This is a genomic window from Parabacteroides sp. ASF519 (genome assembly GCF_000364265.2).
Lineage (GTDB): Bacteria > Bacteroidota > Bacteroidia > Bacteroidales > Tannerellaceae > Parabacteroides > Parabacteroides goldsteinii.
In genome coordinates this window covers 6,183,988-6,202,038 of the sequence record NZ_AQFV02000006.1, presented here as the reverse complement: position 1 = coordinate 6,202,038, position 18,051 = coordinate 6,183,988, and the positions used below count along the sequence as shown (strand labels likewise).

The following is an 18,051-nucleotide window of genomic DNA, read 5'->3' as shown; positions in this document are numbered from 1 at the left end:
TATGATTTGTTTTCACGTCAGGTACCGTGTCCCTTCGTCCATACTAGCCTGGATCGGATAGGAGAGGATGAAGCTGTTACTCTGGAAATACTTGTTCAGATAGCCGGGGATACGTGGCATTACGGGGTCGTAGGAATAGCCTTCTTTCCGGCTGAAGATCACCCACATGCTGTCGTCCGCTTTCACATCCCGGAACACGATCAGGAAATCATCCCAGTCGCTGAAGTTTACATATGATATTTCTCCCGCTCTTTTGGCGAAGAGTTTTTTGATGGCTTTCAGCGTATCCTCCGAACCGTAGAACACGACTTTTGCCCCGGTATTCTGCAACACGTTCCATACCCGGTTCATGACCGGTATGAAGCCGATTTCTTTTTCCGCCCGGTCCGGCAGGATAATCAGGTGGCGTTTGATAGTGGCCAGCGGCTGTACCGGTTTGTAGATGAAGGTCGTTACGCTGCTGTGCTGTAATACGTTTTCAACAATATTTCCCAGGAATGCTGCCGGTATGTCCTTTTCCTTATGCAATCCGAGGACCAGGTCGGTTATCTCCCGTTCTTTCACGACGCTGGTAATGGCGTTGGAGATGCTCAGGTCGTAGCGGAGTAAACCTTTCAGCCGGGTGTCGGTGGCCGCGGCGGTATCGACGGCGGTCTGTAATACCCGTTTGGAGGACTTCAGCGTCTTGTCGTCCGAATTCTGGTTGTCTATCACTTTGAGGGCATATAATCCGCTGGTATTCGTTTTTGATTTTATGGCAAGGCTGAGGTTGACCAGTTCTTCAACCGTCTCCTCATTGCTGACGGGGATCAGGATATGTTCGTCCTTCGTATCTTTGTCTTCTGTCTCCTCACCGGATTCCTTCATCGCTATATTATGCGCTCCTTTCTGGGCGGAGAAGGAGGCGATGGCGCAGGTCACCAGGATCATCAGGATCGTACCGTTCAGTACGCTTTCATTCAGGAGCCGTATGGGAGCACCGTTGGCGTCGGTTCCCAAGATCACGTTATACCCGACCATGACGGCTGCCAGTGTAGCTGCCGCCTGGGCGTTGCTCAGTCCGAAAATAACACTCCGCTGGTCGACCGACAGGCGGAAGGTCTTTTGTGTCAGCCAGGCTGCCGCATATTTTGCCGCCGTAGCCACGATGATCATAACCATACCGACCTTGATCGTTTCGAAGCTGGTAAAGAAAGCCCGGTAATCGATCAGCATCCCCACACTCAGCAGGAAGAAGGGGATAAAGATCGCGTTCCCGACAAACTCTACACGGTTCATCAGCGGCGAACTCTGCGGGATCAGCCTGTTCAGGGCCAGTCCGGCAAGGAAAGAGCCGATGATCGCTTCCATCCCCGCTAACTGGGCAAGGAATGCACCGAAGAACACCATCGACAGCACGAATATATATTGCGAAATATTATCGTGTACCCGTTTGAAGAACCATCGTCCGATAAAGGGAAACACCAGTAACACAATCAAGGCAAAAATAACGATGGAAACGCCCAGGCGTATCCAGAAAGCGTTGTCGGCATTTCCTGTTGCCATCCCGACAATAATTGTCAGCACCAGTAAAGCCAGCGTATCCGTGATCATGGTCCCGCCGACGGTTATGCTGACAGCATTGTTTTTGCTGATCCCTAGCTTGCTGATGATCGGATAAGCGATCAGTGTATGGGATGCGAACATACTGGCGAGCAGTACGGACGTCTCCATGCTGAAATCAAGCACCCATAATCCAACGACCGTCCCCAGTATCATAGGGATCAGGAACGTATACATCCCGAATACAAGACTTTTCCCGCTATTCTTCTTAAAATCCCCCATGTCTATTTCCAGCCCGGCCAGGAACATGATATAAAGTAACCCTGCCGTCCCCGAAAGAATGATACTGCTGTCGCGCAGGACAAGGTTAAAACCGTTCGGCCCGATAATGGCTCCGGCAATGATCAGTCCCAGCAGGTGCGGAACCCTGAGTTTATTCAACAGGAGCGGGGCGGCCAGGATGATCAGCAGTATCAGTAAGAACTTCAATACCGGATCAGCCAGCGGGAGGGTGAAATCTATGTTTGAGAGTAATATCATATCTATAAATATTTACATATCTTGCATTGATAATCCTTTTATATCCAGCGTATAATGTGCCAACTGTTTTTTTATTGTTGCAACCTTTTCGTATAGGCGGGCTATATTTACCTTGTGAAAATTTCGTTTGACTTCTGCTATTAACGCCTTGTTCTCGAATCGGTTGAGGGCGATAAGGTCTATTTCATTCTCACCTTTGTTGTCCCAGTAATTTCCGATATCCGTGATGTCTTCACTTTCAGCTATCATATCCCTGAAATAGCGTTCCAGGATGCGCCCGCTGTATTGTTCGTAATTTTTTAAGATGAATTGTTCCAGCATATTGTTTTTTCCCAGTTCAATCATTGACAGATTCGGGAATATGAAACGGAACCAGAACATCAGGTAATTATCATTCAGGCACCAGCGACTGTTGCGGCTTTCCGGTTTTGAAAACATCGGTTTGTTTCTGTTGATCAGGGAATATTCTTTTTCGAGATTAGCCAGATAGGCGCCCGTATTTTTTCCAATGATCGAATCTATTTCACTTTGGCTGGTCTTTCCGGAAGCTATTAATTGTAAAATGGAAAAATAAGTAGCATATTCGCGTCCGAACTCTGATATCAGCAAATCACGTCCTTCCGATAAAAAAGGAGAATCCGGTCGAATGGTATAGCGGATCATTTGATTGAAAGTGACAGCTCCGGCTTCCATTAGTAAAGCTACATATTTAGCAACACCGCCTGTGATAAGATAAAAGGCCAGAAGATCTTCCGGGGTATATTTCGGGTTATAGTCTTTCAAAATTTCTTTAATTGTTGAAACGCTGAAAGGCTTTAAAATGATTTTTGAAGTAAGGCGCCCGAATAGAGGTTCTTTGTTATTTTCAAAAATTTTTTTCATCATGGAATATATCGAACCGCAAGCGATGAAATTTATTTTTGCCTGCTCCTTGTATCTATCCCAGATATTTTGAATATCACTGAAAATGGAACTGTTAATATTGTCAAACTCCTGAAATTCATCGATGATCAGTGTGAAATGTGTTTGAGTGGCGTATATCATCAGTTGTTCGAATAAAATACGAAACTCAGTTACGTTTCCGAAAATCTCCAGTTCCAGACTGTCTTTTATTTCCTGCTGGAATTGTTCACACAGAAGGACTTCGCTTTTACGTGAAACAAAGAGATAGAGAAACTTTTCACCTTTCATGCTCTCGAGCAATAAAGAGGTTTTACCGATGCGCCTGCGTCCCACCATCACCGTGAAACAAGCAGTGTTTCGTGATTGTTTATTGATATCCCGGAGTAAATCCAACTCTTGTGTACGATCGTAAAACTTCATGACTTTACTGTTTTAATGGTCATTAATTTAATGGCTGTTACATTAATGACTATTACAAAGGTAACTATTGTTCTTTTATAATGCAAATGAAAACCATTATTAGAGGCTAATAAAATTATTCGATTTGAATAATTCGAATTAAATAATTATATTTGCTGAAAAGATCGAGTATATGGCAAAAGTTGTAAATCCCTTTATCGTAACCGGTAAAATTGAACCGGAATATTTTTGTGATCGTATACAGGAATCGGCTCGCCTGATAAAGTCTGTCACGAACGGAAACAATATGGTTATTATATCTCCCCGCCGTATGGGTAAAACGGGACTGATTCAATTCTGTTATGAGAAGCCGGAGATCAGGGAGGAATATTACACTTTTTTCATTGATATTCTGCATACATCGGGGCTGCGTGAATTTACTTATTTGTTAGGGCGTGAGATTTACGAAACATTGTTGCCCCGCAGCCGGAAAATGACAAACCTTTTCATTCAAACCCTGAAATCCATCAGTGGAAAATTTGGATTTGATCCGCTTTCCGGTACACCGACATTTAATATAGAGTTAGGTGATATAGATCGTCCCGAGTATACGTTGGATGAGATTTTTCGTTATCTGGAAGCGGCTGACAAACCCTGTATCGTGGCGATCGACGAGTTTCAGCAGATCGCCAAATATCCGGAAAAGAATATTGAAGCCTTGTTGCGTACTCACATTCAGAAAATAAGGAATAGCCATTTCATTTTTGCCGGTAGCGAACGGCATATGATGCAAGAGATGTTCCTGTCTGCCGCCCGCCCTTTTTATCATAGTGCGGATATGCTTGAGTTGACCGCAATTGCTCCGGATATATATATCCCGTTCATTGTCGGACATTTCCTGAAGCGGAACCGCCAAATTGAGGTTGCAGATGTAGAACGGGTTTATACCCTGTTTAAAGGGCATACGTTCTACATTCAGAAAACTTTTAACGAAGCTTTTGCCGATACCCCGGAAGGGGAAATATGTACACTGGAAATGATACGGGCAGCTATCAACAACATGATTGCGGCGAATGATACGATTTTCCGTGAAATATTATCAAATATCCCTGAAAAACAGAAAGAATTACTCTATGCTATTGCCAAAGACGGCGAAGCAGAGCGTATTACATCCGGATCGTTTATAAAACGACATAGCCTGACATCTGCAAGTTCAGTACAGTCAGCCGTAAAAAAACTGCTGGAAAAAGACATTATTACTGAAATCAATAAAGTGTTTTCCGTGACCGATAAGCTGTTTTCCATGTGGATAAATCAAATTTACGGTAATAAATCCATTTTTTTATAGGCGAAACTTAGTATTTCAAAAAGGTGCACAAAAACAACGCGACCATACTAAAAAATCAAATAGTTATAAAACATATTTTTTAAGCGAGGTAGGGAAAGAAAATATGTACAAATATACGGCACTTAGAGATAAATGCCGTATATTTGTACTGGGTAACTCTAGCCCAGAAGCAATTCTTCTATTATTCATAATGACCTTATTTTATCGTTTATGACGCAATATTGCAGAGTTATGTTGAGGTTGTTAGTTACTGTTCTTTCAGCTTTTCCCTGAAATACATCTCCAATGTCATACCCGACAGTTTGCGTTGCTTCTTTAGAAAGGATCGGTAAAATTTCATATTATCGGAATTAATCTGAAATTTCGCGGCGGTTATTTTCGCCACCGCGAAATTTCGAACAAAGATAAAAGATAGAACGCAGAATGACAAATTTCACCCCTGCTAAAATGACCGTATATACATTGTTTGTTTCCCTCTGCCGATCTGAACCAGCTTATTGCTGTCTATCAGTAACTTCAGGTCGTTCAGGGCCATGAATCGGCTGTAATGATTTATCTGCACGCAGGTGCCGGTGTTGATACATCTGTTTTTATTCACCTCTTTCATAATATTCTCCAGCCGTTGTTCCTGTGTGAGTTTTTCTGTTTTCGCCTTTTTCACCTGTTCCAGTCCGGCTTCTCTGACCTGTTCTTTCAGGGAGGTTGCGCAGCGGAAACTGACGGTGTCGGCTTCTGCGATGACTTTGGCTTTACCGTTTTCATCCGTTACTGTCCGGCTTTTCAGCGTGGGTGTGAAATACCCCAGTCCGTCCAGCTCGATGCTATTCCCTTCCGCCAGGTGAAACCCCATCCAGAAGTTAAGTGCTTCCAATACCCCTTTTACGTCTGCCGATGAGATCGTGCTCGACATCGAGATCATCTTGCACATATACTTCGTGTCGAGCGTACCTTGTGAAATGATCCGTGCATGCGGAATCTTTTTGTCTTCCCTGTCTCCCGGGACCGGTGTCTTGTACCATCCGAATTTTAAACTCATTACTATCTTGTTTTAAATTAATACCAGCCAAAACAAATTTTCATCCCGTACAACCATTCATTCAATAATCATTGAACGAAAGGAAATCAATCATCAAACGAAAGAAGCATATATGTGTTTTATTCGTTTGATATATATCAAACGTAAAAACGTACGAATACAAATATAATACGGAATGGAAGGAATTGTACCGGAGATAGCATATATTAATGATATTCTTTCAAATAAGTTCACATAAGCGGATGAAGGGAGCTGTTTTTTGTAATTGGGCTTTCTCTATGAATTGAGGACGGAGGTCTTTTTGTTTCCATTGGAAAAAAGATTGATATTCCTGTTCATTATTGTAACATTCTTCTATATAATCGGCTAACTCTTTAGGGGATTTAAAGTCATTTGCATGGATAAAACAATGCTCTCCAGGTGCGAACTCGTTGATGTTAGGGGCGCCTAAATAGATGGGAACCGCTCCGGCGATCAACGGATCAAAGAATTTCTCCGTTACATAATCGGTTGCACAGGCATTTTCAAAAGCAATAACAAATTTGTACTGTTTATATAAATTGATTTTGGACTCCCTTCCGTTATCCTGATCCATTTTCTTATTATTGAATAGTTTTCCATAGGAATCTATAGGTATTTCCCGCATAAGTTCTTTCAGGTATTCCTGTCTCGAACTTTGGTTGATCGGGCTGGATATAAGCATACAGATATTGTTGGCTCTCTCCTTTGTGTCGACTGGTTGTTTCATCAAAGGAATAAAATTGTCATGCAAATACGATTGTATGACGTCTGCCGTTTGATGATAAGAAATCCGGTAGTCAAAAAGCTCCGTGAATTCCGGATCTTTGAAGAACGGGTAGTTTTCTTCGCATTCCAATGTCCAGGCAACCCATATTTGTCCTTCAGGTTTTTCCAGGTCGTTTTCTAATTCATTGATTAATGTCGGTAAGTGGAAAATAACTGTTTGTGCCTGAGAATAATACTGCCTGTCAGTCGTGAATCTATAGTCTTCCGGTATCTGCTCAACGGGAATGTTTAGAGGAGTATCCCACATCGTATTATATATCAATATAATATGTTTGTTTTTTATTATTTCAGGAGATAATTTCTCCGCCCAGTAAGATATCTTCCATTTTAAATAACTCTTCAAATTATTCTGGGCATTTTTGTAATAACGGTAAATCCTCTTTTTTGAGAGTGGTGAGAGATGGTGGTATATTTTAAAAATGGTATACAATGCATGTGACGGTAAAGTGAAATTACCATTTTTGATTTTGGCCAGTGATAAGAAAGCTAAATTATATAACATATAAGCTTTTGCGTATAGTTCGCTTTTCATTTCCCGGTCCGGGCCATTGAAACGGTATCCCGATGCAAAACGAATCAAACGATTAGCTATATAGATAAGGTCTCGTACGCGTTTGGACGTGACTAATGTCCTCATGATAGAACCTTCCCGTTGCCGGTATCCGTAAAAATCAATGTTGGTGATGTAAATGCTTTTTGCAAGGCAAAGAGCTTGAGGAGTCCAGAGTTCGTCTTCGTGGACAACATTCTCAAAATACAATGTTTGCTTGTTTAGCCAGTCCTTTTTGTATAGGTAATTAGAAACCATCGGAGGAAAAGCCCCGTGTTTCATTAATTCTGAAAAACACTCTTTTCCTGTCAGGCAGGTATGGCATAAATGGGATGGGATTGGATTAAATAAGGTCCCGGTTTGTCCGTCAGGATAATAGCAAACGGAATTTCCCATTATTATGTCGGGGTGAAAACCGATAGCTTCCGAGAACATTTTTTCGGTCTGTCCTTCTATTATCCAATCGTCGCTGTCGATAAACATTATATATTCCCCTTGCACTTCAGACAATCCTTTATTACGTGCTGCCGACAATCCCTGATTCGGTTGATGAAAGAGCTTAATACAGGAATGAGAAGAAGCGAACTTCTCTGCAATTTCACCGGACCGATCAGTAGAGCCATCATTGATCAAAATAATCTCCTTTGAAATTATCCGTATGTTGATCAAGGAGTTCAAACACTCTTCCAGATACGTTTCGACATTATATATCGGAACTATTATAGATAAAAAAGGACATGAAGTACTCATTGTATAATTTTTTTGTAAATGTATTGATTTTTTTGTGATCTTTTGAAAATAAAGTTCTATATTGCGTCCTATAAAACAGTTGCATATGTCAAAAGGACTTAAGCTAATACTAAATCTTTTGCTACTTTTCTGTCTGGTAGCTTGTAGTAGAAGTACCAATGTCTCTCCTTTATTGAAAAAGGCAGAGGAATATATGAATGAAAAGCCGGATAGCGCGTTATTACTTTTAGATAGTATAACAACATATCGGGAAGATATGTCAGAGGCGCAAAATGCGCTTTGGTGTTTGTTGTATACGCAAGCACAAGATAAAAAACGAATAGAACATACATCCGACTCTTTGATACAAATTGCAGTCAAATATTATGAAAAGACAAACTTCAAGGCTCGGAAGATGCAGGCTTATTATTATTGTGGAAATGTATTCTATGATTTGAATGATGCTCTTCAAGCACAGGAATATTACTTGAAAGCCTATGAAGTAGGAAAGAAATTGAATAATCCTTATTTGTTAGGAAGATTGTGTGCCAATCTAGGAACTTTATATACTTATCAGGAGCTTTATCAACCAGCGATGGCTTTTCAAAAAGAGGCTGTTGATTGTTTTTTAAGAGATGAAGACACGGTCAGCTTATCTGTGACTTTCCGGAATATTGCTCGTATTCATGTGTGCGAGAGCCGATTGGATAGTGCGATAGTCTATTATTCGAAAGCCTTGTTGTATACTTCAGGTTCACATGAATTTTATATGCTTAATGAATTGGCAGATGCGTATGGGCGAGTTGGAGATACTGAGACCGGTTTGACTTATGCCTGGAAAGCTTATTCGCAAATAGAGATAGCCGATGATTCCTGTCTGGTAAATTTAACTTTAGGTGATTTGTATTTGAAATCAGGGAAGATGGACTCTGCTTACCATTATTTGTCTTTTTGTCGGAAAAGTACTGATATTTATACATTGAAGGATACTTACTATTGGTTATCACAGTTGGAAAAAGCCAGAAGAAATCTGGACGCTTATGTCGTTTTTCAGGAACAATATGAGGCGTTTCGTGATTCGACAGACAGATTGACCTATAAGGAAACTTTAACCCGACTGCAAAGTATGTATGATTACCTGCTTGTTGAAAGAGAAAAAGAATATTACAGAAAGGAGGCAGACCGTAAAACGATTTATATGTATTCGTTTTTAGGAGGAACAATTTTATTTCTATTGGTAGCGGTTATTCTAGTTTTTAGTATAAAGGAGAAAAAGAAAGAACAAAAAAAACAATATTTACGCCTTCAGGAACAGCAGGCCCGAGAAAGCAAGCAATATCAAGCTGAACGGAATGCCACAATTTTAGAGTTGGAACAAAAAACGAGACTGGCGAATGGGTTGAAAATGGAATTGGATATAATGAAAGGTATAAAGAATGAACAGACCGTTGATCAGACTGATTTCCCGATTACAAAGGAGGAACAATATAAAATCTTTCTTACTTCCGATTTGTATAGAGGGTTGCGTTCAAAATGGGATAAGTTGGATTCTGAACAGTGGTTGGAAGTGGTTAAGTGGATTGATCACATATTGTATTTGAATTTTACCTATAAGATAAAAATGATGTATCCCCAAATTTCAGAACAGGATTTGCAGATATGCTGTTTGACTAAGTTGGAAATTCCGGTAAGTCGTATGGCTGTATTATTGGCGAAGACCAGTCAGGCAATATCTCTCGGAAGAAAACGCTTGTATAAAAAAATGACAGGCAAACAGGGGACGGCCCAGGATTTTGATACTCTCATTTTGTCATTTTGATTACTTTATTGTTGCTCATGAGGACTTTTTTGTAGGCTGTTACGTCTTTGTTACCAAAAATACTAGGTAATATCTTTGGCCACTTCTACTTTTGTGTAACATTTAAAAAAGTTATTACCATGAAAAACTATTGGATTTTAATTTTGGCTATTTTGGTAACGGGAGTCTTCCCGCAAACAGCCTTTAGCGACAATGTTCATGTAAAAGGAAAATGGGGGGATGATAGAATCCGAACAATCTTTCCCAAAGTACCGGAGGTATCCATAGACGGATCTGTTTTATCTATATATAGTGCAGATTCCTTATCTGATTTAACGATTACAGTGGTAGACGCCGAGGGGAAAGTTATCCTTGAAGAATGTATAACCATATCTTCCGGAGAAACAGTTCATTTTACGTTGGGTGAGATAACCGGGATGTATCAGGTTCGTTTGAGTCACAAATACGGTTATTTGCAGGGTGATTTTATTCTGTAGTGAACACGTAATTTATGAACGAGTCCTGTTCTGATGAGGGTGTTGCAAAAGTCTCACTATAACACACCCTCATGATTTAACAGATTTATTATCGGATATTAAAAATAACTGCCTAATCTAAAGAATACCATGATCGACATATCCGTCATAATGCCTGTTTTTAATGAAGAGAAATATCTTCATGAAGCGATAGATAGTATACTACATCAGACCTTTGACCGTTTTGAGTTTATTATTATAGATGATGCCTCTACAGATAATTCATTGGCTATTATTCAATCATATGCAGATGAACGTATTGTTCTGATTTGTAATGAATATAATGTCGGGAACTATCCTTCCCGGAATAAAGGACTGGAAATTGCTGTTGGGAAATATATTTGTGTCATGGATGCAGATGATGTCGCTTATCCTCAAAGATTGGAACTTCAATATCAATATTTGGAAGCTTGTCCGGATCTTTGGATATTAGGTACAAGACTTGATTTTTCTATTCCGGGAATGAAATGGACTTTGCCATCTTCGCATGAGCAGTTGATGATAGGCTTACTACAGGATAATGTATCTTTGCATTCGTCTCTGATGATTCGAACTGATGTGATGAGGAAGTATGGAGGATATGATGAAAAATATGTGTATTCTTCTGATTACGATTTGATGTCACGGTTTTCTTTAGCAGGAAAAGTAGAAAACTTACCAGAGGTATTAATGATGTATCGTTGGCATGCGTCTCAGATATCCCAATTACATCGAGATGAACAGAAAACATATGCGTATGATATACGCCGAAAATATCAGATTGAATTTATAAACCGTTATAGGAACGCCAATCAGCAAACGCCGGACGAATGGACTGTCGGTATTCCGGAGATTGGACGAATTATAGCATTGTATACTTATGCGAGTTATACCGGAGATGTAATTTATGAAAAACAAGCGGATGAGTTATTAGAGCAATTATTGGGAAATGATATAGAAATTGTTCCGTCTTTAGGGCAGGAATCTAGTTTTTGTAGTTTGGGATGCGGGTTTATATACATTTTGCGTAACGGATTTGCTGAAGGTGAAGAAAATGAAATACTGATGGAGTTGGATACGCGTTTGTCTGCTCTCAGTATAAATTGGAATAAAGAGCAAAAAGAGTCTTTATATGGTTGGATACATTATTTGACACTTCGGATAGATGTTCCGGAAGAGGGCACGGCTACTCTTATTAATAAACAAAACCTGATCCAATTCCTGGATCGCCTGGGAGATATTGAAATAGTCGATGACTATTTATTGAAGGATATCCGAAAAATAGATGCTTTAGGAATCTTCCCGAAGAGGACAAAGCGCTTATTGGGTGAGAAAGAGATTGTCCATATATATAATGTAGATAAACCGTTAGATGATATTGTTACGTTTGTAATCCCGGTCCGTATCGATTCGTCTGAACGACGGGAAAACCTGGATGTCGTTTTAGATCAGTTATCGAAACGTAAGCGGAGCAAAATAATAGTATTGGAAGCTGATAACGATTCCAAATATAGAGTGCCTGGAAATTGTCTGAATGTGACATACCGCTTTGTGAAAGATGATAACCCCATTTTTTATCGGACGAAATATCTGAATGAGTTGTTGTACGAAACAGATACTTCGATTGTCGGTATATGGGATACTGATGTGATAGTGCCGGACGATCAAATTGATTCTTCTATAGCCGATATTCGGAATGGGAAATCAGTAATGAGTTTTCCTTATGACGGACGTTTCAATTTTTGTTCAATGGAGGATAGTTGTGTTTTTCGTGACAACCGTTTGATTGAATTTCTGAAAGAAAAAGAACATTTAAATTGTTTTATTCATTCTGTCGGTGGTGCATTTCTTGTACATAAGGATTATTATTTGGAGGCAGGAGGAGAAAATGAACATTTTTGCGGTTGGGGAATGGAAGATATGGAGCGTGTCAAGCGAATGGAAATAGTGGGATTACCGGTTTCGCGTGCAGTCGGAGCTTTATATCACTTGTTTCATTATCGCTATGAAAATTCCCGTTTTAATAGTTTTAAGCAGGAAGAAGAGAACCGTAAAGAATTTCTCAAAATCTGTGGCATGTATAAAGAACCATTAATGCAGTATGTGCGGACTTGGAGGATGTTTGAAACTTCAGTTGGTAAACCTGTGTCATAAAGGAAATAAAAGAATTAAATTATATGGATACGATAAAAATTAAAGATAATTCATTCGTTTATTCTTATAAAGGAGGGTTAAAAACAGCCTTTTGTCGTGATTTGGTTGCGATTGAATGTGATAAACCGTTTATTTGGTTAGTTTTTAATAATGAAAAAGTATTAGTTCGTGCAAGTCTGACCGCAGTAGAAACTCAGTTGCAAAATTACTTTATAAGAGTAAGTCGACAAGTTATTGTCAATATGCATCATGTGTCTGAACTTCTTTTTAAAAATGGTTCATATTGGTTACTCTTGACAAAAGGTGCGGAATATAAAGTTAGTGAACGTCGAGAAAAGGCTGTTCGAGCTGCATTTTTTTTGTATACAGTATAAAGAATGCGTTCAGCGCCATAAATCATGCGTTCGGGAACTTGAATTGAAATTTGTTTGATGGATTGAATGGGAATGCTTAACATTGTAATGTTGGCTTGAAATGCTTTTAAGTCTTATTCAGCGGGAGGCTTTCTGAGTTGTTTAACATATAAGTTTAAGTGAAATGAAAACATTAAGTCGTTTAAAATTGAATCAGTTGAATGCTGATGAATTGGAACAAAGGCAAATGAATGCCTTGCGGGGTGGGTATAATTGCGGATGTGGATGCAATTATTGGGAAACCAATGGGATTACAGTAGAACAAAATTATAATTCTAATGTGTCACATGGTTATAGTCAATCCTATGGGGGAAATAAGGCATGTGGTGATGCTGTTCCCACAACTGCTTCAACGCATTAAGAACGGGTAACTGTAAAGTTTATTTTCCCAAGGGTTGAATTAATCCTTATTTAAAGCCAAAGCAGAGATGTATTATATTTTTGTTTTGGATTTGGGTTATAACTTGAATTGTTAATAATAGATTAAAATGAAGGAATCCGTAATAATATTATTAGTCGTTTTAATAGGCTGTACAACCAAAACAAGCTCACCTCAAGAAGAAGTAAAGGTTGACTCTTTGAACAAGAACGTTAGTTATCCTGTAAAAATTTCATTGCAAGAGGCAATGAAAAATGTAAATAATACAATTACTTTAAGTTCATTTGTTGATAGCATAGAATATATACCTTTGAAACTTCCGAATAAATATGCCATAAGTAGATTTCAAATGTATGATTATGATGAGGACATTGGTTTGTTTTTTATAGGTGATTATAACAGGGTACTTGTTGTTAATAAAAAAGGTGAATTTTTACATACTATAGGAAGAATTGGAGGAGGTCCTGGAGAACTAGCATGTATTACGGATGTATCAATAGATAAAAGAAATAAATATGTTTACCTGTATTCATCTACGATGAGATCTATGTTTCGTTTTGACTATGAAGGGAATTTTTTGAAAAAAATGTTTAGTGCTTTAGCTGATAATGAAAAATATTTTACAGCACATACTTTTTATAATAATGATAACTTTGTTTCTATATCGGAAATTTATCATTATGGATTAGAGTCTATAAAAGATCGTTTATACGGCTATGGTGTTTTAGATACGCTAGGGAAGATGCTCGATTGTACGCCTCCTCAATATACTCAACTGGATGTGGAGAAAGAGAGATATATTGGACTGATGTTTAATGGTCAGATGACTCGTTTTATAGGTGGTAATCTTTTGGTATCTAGTGGTTTGTCGGACACAATATTTACAGTGGTTGAAAATAAAGTGAAACCTAGGTATTTGTTGGATTACGGAGATGAAAAACCAGATTTATCGGAAATATGGTCATCTGATGAACAGTTGCGTCAGTCTGCTATTTATAATTCAATATTTATAATGAATCCGGCATACGAGACAGCACGATACTTTATTACAAAATTTCGTAAATCAGGGATTGAATACATTGCTATACATGATAAATATTTAAATAAATCATATTCTGTTCTTTATGATTATAGCATGTTAGGTGAAGGATATAATTCTGCTCTTTCAATAAAGAATTTAGGTTTTTATAATGATTTGGATGGTGGGGTTGATGCTTATCCGATGATAATGAGTTCGGAAGGGAACTATTGGGTAAGTTATGTTGAATCGTATCAGATGAAAGAACTTTTGAGTAAAGAGCATTTTGAGAAACGTAAAAATGTTCACAATTTGGAACAGCAGGAAGAATTGAAAAAGATGCTTCCGGAAATGAAGGAGGATGGTGATCAAGTACTGATATTGATGAAATTAAAGAAAAGTGTACTATAAAAGCAAAGTCAAAATAGTTAGAAATATGGAATTTGTTAAACTAACATCTGATACGATAAAGCAGCAGCTATTAAATTTGCGGCAAATTGTTTTTGAAGTGACAGATAGCTGTAACTTGAAATGTAAATATTGTGGTTATGGAGAGTTCTATGGCAGCTATGATAAAAGAGAAGAGCAAAATTTGCCGTTTGAAAAAGCAAAGTTGCTGATTGATTATCTTTTCTCATTGTGGAAAGATTCTAAAGTGGATTTTTATAATCGTGCCGTGCTTTGACTGTCGACAAAAGGTTCGGAATATAAAGTTAGTGTACGTCGAGAAAAGGCTGTTCGAGCTGCGTTTTTTTGTCTGCGGTATAAAGAATGCGTTCAGCACCATAAATCATGCGTTCGGGAACTTGAACTGAAATTTGTTTGATAGATTGGATGGGAATGGTTAATATTGTAATGTTGACTTGAGATGCTTTTTAGGCTTATTCAAAAGGTCTTCTTTCTGAATTGTTTAACATATAGATTTAAGTAAAATGAAAACACTGAGTCGTTTAAAATTGAATCAGCTAAATGCTGGGGAGTTGGAGCAAAGGCAAATGAATGCTTTGCGAGGTGGGTACAAATGTGGATGCGGATGTAATTACGTAGACGCACAAGGATCAAGTATAGGCGAGAATTATAATGCTAATGTGTCAAATGGTTATACTGAATCTGGTGGGGGGAATGTAGCATGTGGTGATGGTGTTCCTGCTACTAAGCCAACACATTAGTAAATTGTTTTTATAATGTATTATCCTTGTAATTTGCTTCTAAAAGTAGTAAGATTTTTCTTACTATGAACTGAATTAGTCCTTATTTGAAGCCAAAGTAAAAATATGTATATTTTTGCTTTGGCTTTAGCTTGAATTTAAATTGTTTATAATAATTCAAAATGAAGAAATCTGTAATAATCTTATTAGTTGTTTTAATAGGTTGTACTTCTAAAACAAGCTCACCTCAAGAAGAAGTAAAGGTTGACTCTTTGAACAGAAACGTTAGTTATCCTGTAAAAGTTTCATTGCAAGAGGCAATTAAAAATGTAGATAATACAATTACTTTAAGTTCATTTGTTGATAGTATAGAATATATACCTTTGAAACTTCCGAATAAATACGGTATTAAATTTTTTCAAATTTATGATTATGATGAAGAAAGTGGTTTGTTTTTTATAGGTGATTATAACAGGGTGCTTGTAATTAATAAAAAAGGCGAGTTTTTACGTACTATAGGAAGAATTGGAGGAGGTCCTGGAGAACTGGCAAATATTTCGAATGTATCAATAGATAAAAAAAATAAATATGTTTATTTGTATTCTGCTCAAATGGGAGCTATGTTCCGTTTTGATTATGAGGGAAAATTCTTAAAAAAAATGTTTAGTATTTTAACCGATACAGATAAATATAGGGCAGCATATATGTTTTATAATAATGATGATTTTGTATCTATATCAGAAACGTATACCTATAAAATGGAGCCTCTAAAAGATCGTTTATACGGCTATGGTGTTTTAGATACGCTAGGGAGGATGCTTGATCATACGCCTTCTCAACATACTCAACTGGACACGAAAAAGGATAAATATGCTGGACTGATGTTTAATTATCAGATGACTCGGTTTAAAGGTAGTAATCTTTTAGTGCCTAGTGGCTTGGCGGATACAATATTTACTGAGATTGATAATAAGGTGAAGCCTAGATATTTGTTGGATTATGGAGATGATAAACCGGATTTATCAAAACTATGGTCATATGGAGAAGAGCGTGAGTATGTAATGTATCATTCTATATTCATAATGAATCCTGCTTATGAGACATTGCGATATTTTATTATAAAATTACGTAAAAAAGGAGTTGAGTATATAGTTATACATGATAAATATTTAAATAATTCGTGTTCTGTTATTTATGATTATGTAGCAGATGAAAATAGAGATCCTAATATTCCAATAAACAATTTAGGTTTTTACAATGATCTGGATGGTGGGGTTGATGCTTATCCGATGATAATGAGTTCGGAAGGGAACTATTGGGTAAGTTATATTGAATCGTATCAGATGAAAGAACTTTTGAGTAAAGAGCATTTTGAGAAACGTAAGAATGTTCACAATTTGGAACAGCAGGAAGAATTGAAAAAGATGCTTCCGGAAATGAAGGAGGATGGTGATCAAGTACTGATATTGATGAAATTAAAGAAAAGTGTACTATAAAAGCAAAGTCAAAATAGTTAGAAATATGGAATTTGTTAAACTAACATCTGATACGATAAAGCAGCAGTTATTAAATTTGCGGCAAATCGTTTTTGAAGTGACAGATAGCTGTAACTTGAAATGTAAATATTGTGGTTATGGAGAGTTCTATGGCAGCTATGATAAAAGAGAAGAGCAAAATTTGCCGTTTGAAAAAGCAAAGTTGCTGATTGATTATCTTTTCTCATTGTGGAAAGATTCTAATGTAGATTTTTATAATCGTGTTTTGACTGTCAGTTTTTATGGTGGAGAACCTTTGTTGAATATTTCTTTTATTAAGCAGATTCAAGAATATCTGGAAACTACTTATATTGATTATTTGGATATTAAATATTCCATGACAACCAATGCGATCCTTTTGGATCGATATATGGATTATTTGGTAGAGCATAAGTTCTCTTTATTAATTAGTTTGGATGGGGATAGGGAGTCACAAGGGTATCGTGTAGATCATCATGGAACAAATTCATTTGATCGGGTATTCAAAAATGTGAAACTGTTACAAGAAAAATATCCGGACTACTTTGAAACGAATGTGAATTTTAACTCAGTACTCCACGATCGCAATAATACTACTGATATTTATCGGTTTATGAAGCATGAGTTTGGAAAAATCAGCATGTTGTCAGAATTAAATACGAGTGGAATAAGGGAGGATAAACGAAATGAATTCTCGAAAGTGTTTCAAAGTAAACAGTTTGACTTTTATCGCGCATTGTCTAATTATCCACAGCTTATTAATGAAATGTTTTATGATGTAGCTGATACAAAGATGCTTTATTTATATTTGGAACAGTTTAGTGGTAATCTTTATAAATATTACACGGATTTGTTAGTGGATAAATCGCAAATTCCTTATATACCTACCGGTACTTGTTTGCCATTTTCTAAAAAAATATTTTTGACTGTTAATGGTAAAATATTACCGTGTGAACGTATTGATCAGAAGTATGTGTTAGGAATGGTTGATGAAGAAAAAGTGGTATTAGATTTTGATAAGATTGCATTATTCTACAATACTGTCTTTGAAAAGATAGAGAAGCAATGTAATAAATGTTATAGAAATAAATTTTGTCAACAGTGTATGTTCTATATCTCTGATCTGGAAGAAGGGGGAGTTTGTCATGGATTTATGAATAAGGAAGAGTTTGATCAATTTGTATTGAGTCAAAAGAGATATTTGCGAAAAAATCCTCAATTGTATCGGCGAATTATGGAAGAATTATCAATTTATTAA

Annotated in this window: 15 protein-coding genes; 11 read left to right on the top strand and 4 right to left on the bottom strand. The window is 37.5% G+C overall.

Annotated features, from left to right (window positions below; translation table 11 throughout):
• Window positions 1-12: 12 nt before the first annotated feature.
• The gene (locus tag C825_RS25060) at window positions 13-2,082 is read right to left on the bottom strand and encodes a cation:proton antiporter (RefSeq protein ID WP_010800571.1); all 2,070 of its coding nucleotides are present in this window, start codon (window positions 2,080-2,082) and stop codon (window positions 13-15) included.
• A gap of 12 nt (window positions 2,083-2,094) precedes the next feature.
• Window positions 2,095-3,405: an ATP-binding protein gene (locus C825_RS25055; RefSeq protein ID WP_009859607.1), complete on the bottom strand. Its 1,311-nt coding sequence runs from the start codon at window positions 3,403-3,405 to the stop codon at window positions 2,095-2,097.
• 172 nt (window positions 3,406-3,577) lie between these two features.
• Between C825_RS25055 and C825_RS25050 the strand changes: the two genes are divergently transcribed.
• Window positions 3,578-4,732 (top strand): AAA family ATPase, encoded by a 1,155-nt coding sequence (locus tag C825_RS25050; RefSeq protein ID WP_009859606.1) that lies wholly within the window; start codon window positions 3,578-3,580, stop codon window positions 4,730-4,732.
• A gap of 442 nt (window positions 4,733-5,174) precedes the next feature.
• Here the strand turns inward: C825_RS25050 and C825_RS25045 are convergent, their stop codons facing one another.
• Both C825_RS25045 and C825_RS25040 read right to left on the bottom strand, forming a co-directional pair.
• Window positions 5,175-5,768: an HU family DNA-binding protein gene (locus C825_RS25045; protein ID WP_009859605.1), complete on the bottom strand. Its 594-nt coding sequence runs from the start codon at window positions 5,766-5,768 to the stop codon at window positions 5,175-5,177.
• A 220-nt stretch (window positions 5,769-5,988) separates the two neighbouring features.
• Complete coding sequence (locus tag C825_RS25040) at window positions 5,989-7,875, bottom strand: glycosyltransferase family 10 domain-containing protein (protein ID WP_010800570.1); 1,887 nt, start codon at window positions 7,873-7,875, stop codon at window positions 5,989-5,991.
• An 85-nt stretch (window positions 7,876-7,960) separates the two neighbouring features.
• Here C825_RS25040 and C825_RS25035 point away from each other — a divergent pair, with 85 nt between their 5' ends.
• From C825_RS25035 to C825_RS24990, 10 genes are all read left to right on the top strand, one after another.
• Complete coding sequence (locus tag C825_RS25035; protein ID WP_009859603.1) at window positions 7,961-9,673, top strand: tetratricopeptide repeat protein; 1,713 nt, start codon at window positions 7,961-7,963, stop codon at window positions 9,671-9,673.
• Between the two features lie 119 nt (window positions 9,674-9,792).
• On the top strand, window positions 9,793-10,149 hold the full coding sequence (locus C825_RS25030) for a DUF3244 domain-containing protein (protein ID WP_009859602.1): 357 nt from the start codon (window positions 9,793-9,795) through the stop codon (window positions 10,147-10,149).
• A 129-nt stretch (window positions 10,150-10,278) separates the two neighbouring features.
• Complete coding sequence (locus C825_RS25025; protein ID WP_009859601.1) at window positions 10,279-12,321, top strand: glycosyltransferase; 2,043 nt, start codon at window positions 10,279-10,281, stop codon at window positions 12,319-12,321.
• Between the two features lie 23 nt (window positions 12,322-12,344).
• Complete coding sequence (locus tag C825_RS25020; protein ID WP_009859600.1) at window positions 12,345-12,695, top strand: LytTR family DNA-binding domain-containing protein; 351 nt, start codon at window positions 12,345-12,347, stop codon at window positions 12,693-12,695.
• 163 nt (window positions 12,696-12,858) lie between these two features.
• A complete protein-coding gene (locus C825_RS25015; RefSeq protein ID WP_009859599.1) occupies window positions 12,859-13,095 on the top strand; it encodes a TIGR04149 family rSAM-modified RiPP in 237 nt (78 codons plus the stop codon).
• A gap of 127 nt (window positions 13,096-13,222) precedes the next feature.
• The gene (locus C825_RS25010; RefSeq protein WP_016213105.1) at window positions 13,223-14,542 is read left to right on the top strand and encodes a DUF4934 domain-containing protein; all 1,320 of its coding nucleotides are present in this window, start codon (window positions 13,223-13,225) and stop codon (window positions 14,540-14,542) included.
• Window positions 14,543-14,567: 25 nt separating this feature from the next.
• Entirely contained in the window at window positions 14,568-14,816 is a 249-nt protein-coding gene (locus C825_RS25005) for a hypothetical protein (RefSeq protein WP_010800567.1), read from the top strand.
• Window positions 14,817-15,063: 247 nt separating this feature from the next.
• Window positions 15,064-15,300: a TIGR04149 family rSAM-modified RiPP gene (locus C825_RS25000; protein WP_009859596.1), complete on the top strand. Its 237-nt coding sequence runs from the start codon at window positions 15,064-15,066 to the stop codon at window positions 15,298-15,300.
• A gap of 161 nt (window positions 15,301-15,461) precedes the next feature.
• Window positions 15,462-16,775, top strand: a complete 1,314-nt coding sequence (locus C825_RS24995) for a DUF4934 domain-containing protein (RefSeq protein WP_009859595.1) — start codon at window positions 15,462-15,464, stop codon at window positions 16,773-16,775.
• 25 nt (window positions 16,776-16,800) lie between these two features.
• Entirely contained in the window at window positions 16,801-18,051 is a 1,251-nt protein-coding gene (locus C825_RS24990) for a radical SAM peptide maturase (protein ID WP_009859594.1), read from the top strand.